Source organism: Pseudoalteromonas sp. MBR-15 (assembly GCF_053628915.1).
Genome location: NZ_JBRJHH010000026.1, coordinates 1 through 12,809, shown reverse-complemented (window position 1 = coordinate 12,809; position 12,809 = coordinate 1). Strand labels below are relative to the sequence as shown.

Sequence of the window (12,809 nt, the reverse complement as noted above, 5' to 3'; positions counted from 1 at the left end):
TTAGAGGTTAGAGGTTAGAGGTTAGAGGTTAGAGGTTAGAGGTTAGAGGTTAGAGGTTAGAGGTTAGAGGTTAGAGGTTAGAGGTTAGAGGTTAGCGGTTAGCGGTTAGCAGTTAGCGGTTAGCAAAATAAAAAATCATGCATTGCATATTATGAAATAGTGCTGCTGCACGAAAGTACTATATCCAGCCCTGTTTAAATTTCATACGTTGTGAAATAATTGTTAAACAGGAGAACACTCAATGAAACGCCTACTCACTTTATTTACCCTCTGCTTGGGTATGTGTACAACTGCTTTTGCAGCATGTCGAGATAATGTGGTACTGGTGCATGGCAACACTGCATCCCCCTCTAGCTGGAACAACACCATCAATGAATTAAAACGAAAAGGGTATGCTAGTAGTGAAATTTTCACCCCGGATTGGGGCTCAAAATCTTGCGCTAGTTGCAATGATCACAATGGCAGTGAAGAAACACCAGTACGCAACGCCATTCTTACGGCTATTAACCAATCATGCACAGGTCAGATTGATATTATTGGCCATTCAATGGGGGTCACACTGGCCGCACAACAAATTTATAAATTAGGCATGGCAGCATACGTTGATACCTTCGTTGGTGTAGCCGGTGCAGCTCGCGGCTTATTAAGCTGCGGCGTTTACCCGTACAACGTGTGGAATAGTACATGTGGTTACTATGGTTTGTCGGTAGGTAGCCCCTTACTCAACAGTATTTATGGCGAGGCATTGGGCGACAAAGTGTACTCTATAAAAAGTTACTCTGATCAAATCGTGTGCTCAACGGGCACATGTTATGTGTACGGTATACACAGCAGCCGTTTATGGAATGAAAACGCCACTTACACTTATGTTTTAGGGCATTTTGGTTTGCAAACCGACACCTATGTAAAACAAGTAAGTTTAATTCAATAAAGCCAGATTCAAGCGTACAGAATATGTGCTCCGTACGCTTGAATACCCGCACTGTCAGCTTACTAATCAAAACACCTAAAGCAGTTAATACATACCCAAACATATGTCATTTATCAATTCACTCAACACAGCTTGAGTCATGTTTACACTATAATTCGGCATTTTTATGTGAATACATTTTATGTAAGTTCAATAGTTTATCTTTAAGTCGTTGCGAGTAAGTCACAAAATTTGTCAGCGCGCCAGCGTCTTTTCTATTGGTATCGGCAAGCAGCATTAACAACTTTCGCTGCGCTTGATTAAGGTGCAATTGCAGTGACTTCGCTGCTTTTTCTATTTCATCATTTTTAGGTTGATCAAGGTGCTCACTCGTATGGGTAAACAGGGTAAGCGTATCGCTCGAAAGTTCGCGGATCAAAATCAATATATCGCTTTTTAGCTCAATAAATTGCTCATTCATAATGCGTTTGCTTTCAAACAGATCGATGATGGAGTCGTGAATTTGAAACAAATAATCAAAGCGATTAATTTGCAGCATTAATTCTCGTGACTGCTCTTCATCATTGATTTTACTAACAATAGTCGTGAAATAAGTAATGTATTCCTTTTCAACAAAACTGGCATATTCCAAGCGCTTTTGCGCGGTGTCTTGAATACCCTTAAAGTTTGTCTCAAGGCTAAGCGTGACTTGGTTGTAATTCTCTTTCAAAAAGTTAAGCAGTTGTTGGTTCCCCGACTCCAGTTTATCAACAACGTGCTGAAACTCTTCATCTTCTTGGTAGGTAGGTAACTCAAGACGTTCAAAATCCATTTTGCCTTCGCCAAGCAGAAAATCCACAAATCGCGTAAAAGGATTAAGAAAAAGAATAAAAACCAAGCTGGCAACCACATTAAAAATAAAATGAATATTCGCCAACGCAATTGCTGGCTCCATGGTGATTTCACTTAACTTATTACCAAACAGTAAAATGAAAGGCAGAAACAACAGCACCCCACCCACATTAAACAAAAAGTGACTAAGCGCGGCTTTTTTCGCGGCGATATCCATGCCAAACACCGCAATCATGGCTGTAGCCGTGGTGCCAATGTTCGCGCCCATAATAAGTGGCACGGCATTCTCAAGCCCCAAAATACCTTGTTGTGTAAATACGATTGCCAACCCCGTTGTTACCGAGCTCGACTGCACCATAGCAGTAAATACACAGCCCACTAAAATCGCGATAAGCGGATTTTGCGGCTGCGTTAAAATTTCAATTAATGCGGGGTTATTTTGCAGCGGCGCAAGTGACGAAGAAATCAGATTAAGGCTAAAAAACACAAAGCCGAAATAGAAAATAGCCTTTCCAAATATTGAAAAACGGTTACGAGTGAGCGAAAGAAAAAAGCCAATAATAATGATCACAGGGGCAAACACAGTTAGCTTAAAAGCCACCAGCTGAGCCGTGATGGTGGTGCCCACGTTCGAACCGAAGATAATACCAACACTGTTTTTAAACGTTAACACCCCGGCATTTACCAGGCTAATAGTGATCACCGAAGTTGCAGAGCTCGATTGAATAAAAGCCGTCACTACAGCGCCAATTAACACCCCTAAAATGGGAATATTCGTTGCGCGACTTAACGACTTACGAAAGTGCTCGCCAGATATATTCTCGATCTCCCGAGAAAAGTTCTCGAGGCCAAAAATAAAAAGAATAATGGCGGTAAGCCCAGCCATGGCTATAGTAAGATTTTCCATTCGCTTATAACGTACTGATATTATTAATCAACATCGATACAAAAAAGTATAGATTTGAGTACCTTATAGCGCAATGATCGAAAACAAACTAACTGGTTTTAGGGGCGAGCTGCGAGTAATGAGATTCGAGTCGTAGGAGGCGTTTTAACGCCGAACAATAACAGAGATATTAGATATCAGTCGTTAGAAGTCAGATGAAAAACACAAGTTAGCGAGTTGCAAGTAGACATCGCGCGAAATAAATTTCACGTTTACAGTCTAGTTTAGGTGCTAAATCTCTATTATTCGGTAAACCAATGTTTAGTTTTATTCACAATAGCTACAAGAGAAAGCATAACGGGTACTTCAACAAGCACGCCAACCACCGTTGCTAATGCCGCACCTGAATGTAAGCCAAAAAGAGAAATTGCTACGGCTACCGCCAACTCAAAGAAATTTGAGGTGCCAATTAAACAAGCGGGTGCTGCAATATTGTGCTTAAGCTTAAGTTTAACCGCAATAAAGTAAGCAATAATGAAAATGCCGTAGGTTTGAAGAATTAATGGAATAGCAATTAATACAATATTTAATGGTTGCTCAATAATTGTATTCGCCTGAAAACCAAATAAAAGTACCACGGTTGCCAACAAACCAATAACAGAAAACGGCTTTAACTTATCCAATAAGCCAGCAATAGACGCTTCGTCTCGCCCAGAACGATTAATACTTTTTCGTGTAAGTACACCCGCGATTAAAGGCAATAATACGTACAACACGACAGATATAAACAAAGTGCCCCACGGTACATGAATATCTGTCACACCGAGTAATAAACCAGCAATAGGAGCAAAAGCAAAAATCATGATGATATCGTTTACCGACACTTGCACTAAGGTGTAATTAGCATCGCCCTTTGTTAATTGCGACCACACAAACACCATTGCCGTACAAGGGGCTACCCCCAGTAAAATCATACCCGCAATATATTCTTGAGCCGTTTCTGGTGAAACAAAGTCGGCAAACAATCCTTCGAAAAATAGCCACCCTAATGCAGCCATAGAGAACGGCTTAATAAGCCAATTAATCACTAAGGTTAATACTAGGCCTTGCGGGTTTTTACCGACCTCTTTAATGGTTGAAAAATCGACCTGCACCATCATTGGGTAAATCATCACCCAAATAAAAACAGCAACAACCACGTTGACATGTGCAACTTCGAGCTTTGCAATCGCTTCAAACAAAGGCGGATAAACAATGCCTAACGCAACCCCAGCGGCAATAGATATCGCGACCCATACAGATAAATAGCGATCAAAGATTCCCATACTTACACTCCCTAGTTACAGTAACTCGCCATTCGAGTTATGGCGTTTTACCCAGCACATTTTATAAAGCTAACTCATGTTCATTGAAGGTCGGCTTATTCACTACCGTATAAAAACAGTGTGTTTTAGGACTTCCCTATCTTCACTTAAAATTGATGTTAGACATCTATCCTAATTTGTCTACCTAGTATTTTGATATTTAATCGTTTTTATAACTTAAAACAAAATACTGGATAGCCCGTTGAGTTGCGCTTTACTCTGCATTTTTTGAAACCCCTAAGCCTCCATAAAGTACTGCTTTATGACGTATTGATCCTCATCCAAAACTTAAAGCTCATCCGTATTATTGCCCCAGCCTAGCTTAAAAAGAGTAGCTAGTTTTAACCTAAAAGTCTGAGATAAAAAATTACCTTTTTAATTCGGACAATCTATAACAAAGGGTCAAGCGACTTTGTCGAGTAACATATAATACTTAAAGCCGTAATTAATAACCGGGCCATTATTGGTGTGAAGTAAATAGAGCATACCGTGAGCCCGCACAATCATTAGCGCCTCAAAAGTGAGATTTATTGAATTGATGAATGTAGATAAATCAAAAGAAAAACTGAACCATGGTTTACGGATAACCTACTGAGATATTTCAGTTGTCTACACTATCACTTCTTACTCAAAAAATGCCTTAGCAACCCAATAAAAGCAATACTTTTTCCCTAAAACCTTTTGTTTCATAATATATTCTTAATAAATTTAATAATTTTAATACTTTTAATAATTTTTATTTTTATTGAGATATGCAGATCAAACTATGTACCATCTTCAGAGACGGAGGATAAGATGAAATTTCAACACTCAGGAACGAGCCAAGCTCCCAACAAAAATAAACCTCTTATTTTCGATTATGGAAGCCTGACTATTTATGGAAAAAAAAACAAAGTCAGCCCAGCTACATTTCGGGTTTTTGAGTTTCTTTATCGGAATATTGGAAAAACAGTTAGTAGATTAGAACTACTAAGGATTGGTTGGCCAGAACAGAAAGCTGTGCTTGGCAATGTAAATGTTTCAATTTATCAATTGCGAATTATCTTGAATGATACCAACTACATTATTGAAAGTGTAAGAGGAGTTGGTTTCAAGCTAATCAATATGGGAGGGAATAAAATTGAAAATAATAAATAAAAATATAGATGAGTCTATTGTGAACTTAATTCTCGCTATTGACTCACTACCACGGCTCAACTTTGCAAAAAATAACCGGTTATCTATTTCTGAACTCTCCAGCAAACTTCTTCTTGCGGGCCTAGATAATACTTCACTAGAAGATAAAGTGAACTTTATTAAGTTAAGCTCAATTTTTCTTAATGATGCAATACATCATAAAGAAATTAATGAAAAAACATTAAATAAAGAGGAAATTGATTACATAATATATGTATCAAGCAATTAAAAATGATAATCATCAAAAAAAATAAATTAAGAATTTTTACCCATACTTTCGTGCTAACTCTATTAACGTTAACGCTTTATTACGTCGACAATAATCTTTTCATTTTAAGCCTAACATTCTTAATTTTGCTCATCGTTTTTTTCCTTATTTCAAAATTAGAAAAGTATAGACAAGGTCTATATTTTTCATCTTTTATATTTGAGTCGTACATTAACTCAGAATCGATTATTAAAAAAAATTTACCTTTCTATATTTACTATTGGGATAATAAAAAACGACCAATTCACTTAAATTTCAAAGAACAATAAGGCACTCAAAAAGCAAGGTCAAAGAGGTCAGGTCTTTCTTTTTGACTTTGCTCTATTCACCATCATTCTCTACGATCGTAAAACTTCGTACGTAATAAATTCCATGCCTAAGGTATCGTGTTTTGCTTTAGCTACACGTGGGCACATTCTAATCTGACTTATGACGACTGATATCTGATAGCTTTTATTCTTGTCACCAACAAAAAAGCCGTTGCATTGCTGCAACGGCTTTTTAGTGATTTTTAAACGTTGTACTACGAGACATCAGTGTCTGGACAAAGCTGTTTTCGTAAAAAGCTTTTAAAACAGAATTTATGCTGAAATATTTCGGCTTAACCCATTTTTCAGTTAGCCGTAAATAACGCCTTAGAATAAGATTGTTATCATTGCGAATACTCAATCAACTCTTCTATATATAGATAATCATCTTGTTCCTGAGTTAGCTTAATAAATGTTTTTAATTCAGGGGCATAGATATGAATATCTTCCACGTTCGCACTGTATCCTCTGGTATTTTTAATTTGTCCTTTGTATTGAATTGTGTAAGCCATAAATGTTCCAGCCTCAACAGTTTCAGCCTTGTACGAGAGAACTTCTGCATCTTGAATGGTTGAACCCTTTGTGCCGTCTTCACTTTCCCAATGCTCTTCGTAAGTCCACTTTTTGCCGACCTGTAATGGCCAATAATACCGAGATGATTTGCCATTATCAGGTTTGACAATCTCATTCAGAGGAAATGTGCGAGATGCAGTGACCATGAATAATTTTCCGTTTTTACTTATTATTCTTTTGGTATCTTTCCCATTTGCTCTCACCTCTCCGGATTTGGTTACCCCTCTATATTTCCAAACCCATTTTTCGCCATCGCTGTAATCAGCTAGGGTTGGTTGCTGAGTTATGTCAGCTCCCATCGCATTACTACAGATACTCAATAGCATTAAAGTTAAGAAGACTGAATATTGAATTCGCATTTCATAATTTCCCTTTTTAACAGGTGCCTATATAACGTTTTTTATCCGCACTAAAAGAGTTCTAATGCGAGTCCCATACAGTCTTGCATCTGGTACTAATATTAACAAAGACGACAAAAGTAGGTGTCTTATAGCCACGAGAGAAACAATATGAATTAGATTGCATTTATTGTTCACGAGCGTTCTCTTTTAGTTTTTTTGATTTTTATTACTTAGTTTGAATTTTTGAAATTAATCTATTGCTGATCCAAATGCAACACCAAAAGCTATTCCTATCAGATATGGGCACCTAAATTTTCAGAGTTATAACAACAAGTTAGTCACTTATTGGTATTTTTAACTTTGCTCTAAATAATATAATTCTCTGCGATTGAAAAACTTCGCGCGAAATAAATTTCACGCCTACGGTAGCGGTTTAGCCTTAGCTATGTGGAGGCACAAACTAGCTTCTTTACGCTTTCCCCTTGCTCCCTCGCTAACTTGTATTCTTAATCTGACTTCTGACGACTGATATCTAATAACTCTTTTTTCGGCGTTAAAACGCCTCCTACAACTCACATCTCGAAACTCGTTCCTCGTAACTTTCCCCTCGCAACTCGCTAACTTTCTCCAACAAAAAAGCCGTTGCATTGCTGCAACGGCTTTTTGGCATTTGATTTAATTGATGAATAGTAATGAAGTTTGTGACATTTCATTTGATTTTTCACAACCAATTCCTTGTTATAAATTTAATAAAAATTGTGACTGCTGTAATACGTTAATAGTTTTCCTAATAGGTTACTCGAAATAAAGTTTGTGACTAGATCAAGGGCACTGTCTAATGATGAAGGTCTGAAAATGTGAATAAGTCTTGGATTGGACTTTCAAAAACTTAAGCCTTGTAGATTGAACTATAATGGAAACTAAACACTATAATCATAGGTTAATTTATGATCACAAAAGTTGGTAAAAACGGAGCTATCCCGCTCCCTAAAGACAAAGATTTCAGTAAAGAAAATAAATTAAAAATCGGCGACATATTACTGTGCACAGTAATGAAGGATAAACGCTCTATTGAGCTTAAAAAGTTTTCAAACCAATTATTAACCGATGAACAAATAAAAGCTCACGGTTCTTTATGTCGTGTTGAAAAGCTTAATCAAGACGACTTCTAAAATGAATTAACAAACTCATATGGAGTAGTCATAACTTCATCAGCCCCCATTATCACAGAGCTTGATAAAATCTGACAGTCAACTTCATTCCAAAAGCAGACATTAAGTACATCACAACCAATTACACTTACCATTGTTATCAACAACAGCCACTTTACTCCATCCTTGCTTTTTCAACGCATCGACTTCCTTTTGATTTATTTCTCCATTCTTACTCTCTATATAGCTCCTTTTCATTGCCACGCAAATTAAATGTGAAGGCCGTGTCATAGCCACGTAATGAAGCTTTAATCGTTTTACATCAGAATCAGAAATTGTTTTTTTGAGTTTGCCTTTTATCCATGGAAATATCATTTTTAAATGATGCGTCTTATTGAATGTATCCAACACCAGAGTTGCGGTATGCGTTTCGCCTTTTACGGAATGAATAGAACCTAACTTAATATTCACTTTCCGTCCGTCATTCTCTACAGTATATGTATTGTCCTGAGTACCAATATTATTTGAAGAAAAGCCTTCAGACAGTTGATAGTCTAGAAACGGGTGGTCAATCTGCGGAGCTACTCCAGATAGCAAAGTCACGATATCGATTACAACCCCCTTCCATTTGGTATTCCAATCAACTTCCGAAGGCAAATTTCGATCGATAGCAAGATAGCCGATAAGCTTGAGGTATTTACAGCAACTCATTTTGTCATTCTTTAACGACTCCAAAATGAATCTATGATTTCTTTTCCTTGGATGAGGGTCGAATTGGGTTGATAGTTCTTTAGCAAAGTTAATGATTCCAATTGCAATACGTTCAACTGTAGTGAATGATTCACCTCCAGTTCCTTCAGTGGAATATTTCTCTCCCAACCTATGACCAGCTTTGACATATTGCAAAAAAGTTTTAGGTTGAGGATCTTTACTAGCGATATCTGGATCGTATCCAATACAGTAATGAGATAGATTGTGAGGTTTCTTTTTTTCAGCCCCATCTTTATCTCGGTGAACAGCTCCAACTGCGGTAAAAGTCAATCGATCCAACAATTCTTGTTCTTCATCAAATACTGAGAGCAGATACCGCCCATAGGCTTTTAAAACCGCCCCAGTGCTACTTTCGTCAATTAAAAATATAGCGTGAGCTGTGTCTTTTGATGAACCGACCTTAGGCCCTTGGCCTGCCAAGTTCATTTTGCCTACCGATAAAGGAGAAGCTAAATTTGCTATTGATTTACCAAAACGATGGCTATTTGGAAGGTCATGCTTAACTTCATCTGATGGAAATTTATCAGTTTTTGCCCTGTTAACCTCACCAGTATGATCGAATATTTCTTGGTCACTATCACCAAATCGTACACGGCAAACCGCGCCATCACCTTCTACGAATACTCTGTAAAGAATAGATGATTGAGCCTCACTGTTATCTTGAACTTCGTCAAGGAATAAAAGGGGGAAGCGACCTCGGATATGCTGTTTTATGGAAGGTGAACAATCAATAAGATCATTTGCCCACATAAACATTTCATCATGCGTATGAATACCGAATTTTTGGATAGATTCTCGACAAGAGTCTGACATGTCCTTATATGGTTTCTTATCTACACCCAATATGCCTCTCCCCCAAGGCACTTGACCAATAGAGAGTTGACTATTAGTAGCGGTTATAACACCTTTAGTCACAAATGCTTTTTCAGCGTTTTCTCTAGTCCACGGTTTTAATTTATTCCAGCGCCAACTATATGCGAATTCTGAATCAATAACTTTTATGGGAAACCCCTTTGATCTTAACCAAGGAAGAGCCATAAATTCATTAACAAACCCATGTATAGTTCCAATGTAATGTGGGTACGATAGAAGCGACCGACCAAACTCCGTTCCTCCTAAGTGCTTTTCAATTTCCTCTTTCGCAACATTCGTATGCGATAAAATACACATACCTTGACGTCGATACGGCCAGATACGTGCAAGTAGTGCCAGCTTTGCAACAAGCAAAGTTGTTTTACCACTGCCTGGGCAAGCCGATACATCCAATGTTTCTCCAATAGACTTAAGTATTCGCTCCCTCGCGCCTCCATCTTTTTCAGGAGAAAAGGCATCATCGGGCAAGCCTAACACTCTCACAACCCAAGCAATATCATCATCCGTAATCTTTGGCAGATCAACTTTCACGAATCGCGCCTCCTGAAGCTGTATTAAGATTCGATGTAACGTAGTCTATTGCCTGAACAACGTAGCTCGGGAGTTTAGCCCTTAAATCATAATCTTTGTCGCACTTTTTCTTATCCAAAATAATTTCACACAAATACTGTGCCGCGATGGACTTTGAAGCTTTAGAGCCTGTGACATACATTGCATAGACTTTACTGGCTAAAACTTCATTCTTGTCCCAACCCTTATCTGCGGCAATTTTGTCAGCTTCTTCCTTTAAGGTTGTATATTTAGCTTGGGCTTTCTCAAATTTTTCCTTAGCTGATTTTTCAGAGTAGTTATCACACTCATCCCATATAGCCAATTGAGCAGCAATATACACCTCTTCAGCCAAAGCGTTGTCGTTTGCAAATGCTAAGTCATACTCTAGCGTCCACTCATCTGCTACAAATGACTTAACATTTTGCCCATGGGCCTTGGATTTAATCTTTTCCTTATGTTCATCTAATTTCGTCAATGTAAAATCCCGCTTAGCACGCCACTTTCTCTCCTCTCCGTCCCCTAATATCGGCCAATCAATATCGTCTTTGATGATCTTAGTAATATAGGGACCACAGTTCGGCATAACATCCAAGTCGGTGACACAAGCAACAGGCACAGTCTGTATTCCATCTTGAACAGGATTTTTTCTCATGAATATTTTAGCGTATCGTCGCAGTCCAACTCCTCCGACATTGATCATAGAAACGCCATGTTCCGTAAAATCTTTCCCGATCCCCTTAGCCAAGGTAGGCATCAAAATATTTTCCGCGTCTCCCTCAACAATCATGACACCGCGAGCGAAAAATAGATTAGCTTTAGTTACATCTAGAAAACGCGAAAGGAATTTATAATCATTTGAATCAAGCTCAGTCTCACCATCAGCGGTAGAAAAAGCCTTACCAGACCGGATAACAACTAAATTATTTAGATCAATTTCAGATGCTAAGTTGGGGCTATGTGTGGTAATTATTATTTGTGGTTTGTTTTCTTTATAATTTTGTGAGTCGACTATCTTCTGTAAATACTGTACTAGCCTAAGTTGGCGTTGTGCATGTACATGCGCCTCGGGCTCCTCTATTAGTAATAACGGAAAATGCTCTTGATCATCTGCTAGAAGGATTAATTCGCATGCAATAAAAAGGATATTATTTGATCCTAGCCCCAGTCGCCCAGATGTATTGGGCACATTGAGAGTTAACTTCTCTAAGAGTTGTCTCACCCTTTGAGAATCAGAGCCATTCTGACTAACAGATATAGAGCTTTTTAGTGTATCTCCATGAAGTTGCAATTCTTTTAAATGATTATTAACTTTTGACTTACCATTCTCAATATGAGGATGATTTTCAATAAGCTTGTTGAATAAATCGCCTAGTCCTAGCAACCCCAGATCTTTAATGTCATCGAATTTAAGTAAAGATAAATTAGCGTTTTCTGCGTCAAAGAGCTTACCCACTTCTGCGCCATCAAGTGAATTTAACACCATCGAAAGCCTAGAATTACGCCCAGAAGAAAGTTCTCGCTCAGCATCACGTAGCGGCCTTAGATATGTAGCTGAGAGCAATAAACGGCAGTTGTTATCTAGGTTTGGGCCCTCTCCATTTTTACCAGATCGAATGTCTGTGGTGATATATGGCCTTCCTGCCCTAGTTCCCATACGCTTTGCTGTAAGCGTAAGGTGAAGGATAGGCTCATCTCCCTGACTAACTCCGTAGGTTAAGTATTCTGCAAACCCTGACTTATCGCCGGGCGTTAATTTTTTAAATGTGCCAGATATTTTAATCTCACTTGATTCAGAGCTGTCTTCACTTGTCTTGTGGAAGTCATCATCGCTAAACCGAAGCCATTCTTGATCGGTTGTTCCGAGGAGAAATCTCAGAGCATCAATTACTGCTGTCTTGCCAGAGTCATTCTCCCCCACAAGCGCTGTTAACCCTTCGCGAAATTTAACTGTAATGCCGTCAGGGCCAAATGATCTAAAATTACTGATAGTTAGCTCAGATAGGTACACTGTAATTGTCCTTAATTATTTGAGGTCCGTTTTTATCGACTGCGGATTTTTTCCCAGACTATCAGACAATTTTAAAATTGTCCGCTTTCGCATATAGCTGCCCGTGAGATGAACTTTAAACTTATTAGTTGAAAGTGTCAGATCAGATATGAACTACTTCAATCAACAAGACTCTTATCGCTTTGTGCTAGGCAGACTTGTTTAAAAGATACTCGTCTACCATCACTAACGGAGCAATAATATACAGGTTATTCAAATCGACTGAATATGATGAGAAAACAGCCCAAATATATATACTAACTTTAATGAATCTAATCGCTATTGTTATTTTTATTACATATAACCACATCTAACTTAGGATTAATTATGGGAAGTTTTGCAGATATAAAAATTAACAACCACGAGCTTTTATCATGGAAGAACACCTATGATGAGTGGTTCTTCACTAAGCAAGATAGAGAACGAGAAGTTCACGATGATGAAGAACTACAAGATTTTATTGGGTATAAGGTCGATGCGAAAACACTAAAAAGACGCTTGCAACTTGCTGGATACGATTTGAGATCTGCTGAACAAGATTTCAATGAAGTTAAAAGCTCTTGGATCTTGGAAATGAAAGAAACCTTGGATTTATGTAAAAATAACTCCGATAACATCTATGTTGATGATACTGACCAGGTATGTAGTGGTCAACTAATTTTGGCCACAGTTTTAGAATCTTGATATCTAACCTCAGATTCATTCGGCGCTAAACCAGCATTATAATGATGTGGTCT

The 12,809-nt window shown here is 38.1% G+C and carries 10 protein-coding genes; 5 read left to right on the top strand and 5 right to left on the bottom strand.

Features of this window, described 5'->3' with window-relative positions; translation table 11 throughout:
* The first annotated feature begins 241 nt into the window (after positions 1-241).
* Complete coding sequence (locus ACSSVW_RS20260; RefSeq protein WP_036966687.1) at positions 242-931, top strand: alpha/beta fold hydrolase; 690 nt, start codon at positions 242-244, stop codon at positions 929-931.
* A 148-nt stretch (positions 932-1,079) separates the two neighbouring features.
* Here ACSSVW_RS20260 and ACSSVW_RS20255 read toward each other — a convergent pair whose 3' ends face one another.
* Together ACSSVW_RS20255 and arsB are read right to left on the bottom strand one after the other, a co-directional pair.
* Complete coding sequence (locus tag ACSSVW_RS20255) at positions 1,080-2,669, bottom strand: Na/Pi cotransporter family protein (protein WP_454180070.1); 1,590 nt, start codon at positions 2,667-2,669, stop codon at positions 1,080-1,082.
* A gap of 281 nt (positions 2,670-2,950) precedes the next feature.
* Positions 2,951-3,973: an ACR3 family arsenite efflux transporter gene (gene arsB, locus ACSSVW_RS20250; protein ID WP_454180068.1), complete on the bottom strand. Its 1,023-nt coding sequence runs from the start codon at positions 3,971-3,973 to the stop codon at positions 2,951-2,953.
* A gap of 834 nt (positions 3,974-4,807) precedes the next feature.
* Here arsB and ACSSVW_RS20245 point away from each other — a divergent pair.
* Entirely contained in the window at positions 4,808-5,149 is a 342-nt protein-coding gene (locus ACSSVW_RS20245; protein ID WP_454180066.1) for a winged helix-turn-helix domain-containing protein, read from the top strand.
* On the top strand, positions 5,133-5,417 hold the full coding sequence (locus ACSSVW_RS20240) for a hypothetical protein (protein ID WP_421418707.1): 285 nt from the start codon (positions 5,133-5,135) through the stop codon (positions 5,415-5,417). Before ACSSVW_RS20245 ends, ACSSVW_RS20240 begins: the two co-directional genes overlap by 17 nt.
* A 691-nt stretch (positions 5,418-6,108) precedes the next feature.
* Here the strand turns inward: ACSSVW_RS20240 and ACSSVW_RS20235 are convergent.
* On the bottom strand, positions 6,109-6,696 hold the full coding sequence (locus ACSSVW_RS20235) for a hypothetical protein (protein ID WP_454180064.1): 588 nt from the start codon (positions 6,694-6,696) through the stop codon (positions 6,109-6,111).
* Positions 6,697-7,625: 929 nt separating this feature from the next.
* Between ACSSVW_RS20235 and ACSSVW_RS20230 the strand changes: the two genes are divergently transcribed.
* Entirely contained in the window at positions 7,626-7,850 is a 225-nt protein-coding gene (locus ACSSVW_RS20230; protein ID WP_454180062.1) for an AbrB/MazE/SpoVT family DNA-binding domain-containing protein, read from the top strand.
* Positions 7,851-7,961: 111 nt separating this feature from the next.
* On the opposite strand, the gene ACSSVW_RS20225 is transcribed toward ACSSVW_RS20230, so the two are convergent.
* Together ACSSVW_RS20225 and ACSSVW_RS20220 are read right to left on the bottom strand one after the other, a co-directional pair.
* Positions 7,962-10,004: a UvrD-helicase domain-containing protein gene (locus ACSSVW_RS20225; protein ID WP_454180061.1), complete on the bottom strand. Its 2,043-nt coding sequence runs from the start codon at positions 10,002-10,004 to the stop codon at positions 7,962-7,964.
* Positions 9,994-12,033: an ATP-dependent nuclease gene (locus ACSSVW_RS20220; protein ID WP_454180059.1), complete on the bottom strand. Its 2,040-nt coding sequence runs from the start codon at positions 12,031-12,033 to the stop codon at positions 9,994-9,996. Before ACSSVW_RS20220 ends, ACSSVW_RS20225 begins: the two co-directional genes overlap by 11 nt.
* 366 nt (positions 12,034-12,399) lie before the next feature.
* Here ACSSVW_RS20220 and ACSSVW_RS20215 point away from each other — a divergent pair, with 366 nt between their 5' ends.
* Positions 12,400-12,756, top strand: a complete 357-nt coding sequence (locus ACSSVW_RS20215; protein WP_454180057.1) for a HEPN/Toprim-associated domain-containing protein — start codon at positions 12,400-12,402, stop codon at positions 12,754-12,756.
* The last annotated feature ends 53 nt before the right edge of the window (positions 12,757-12,809 follow it).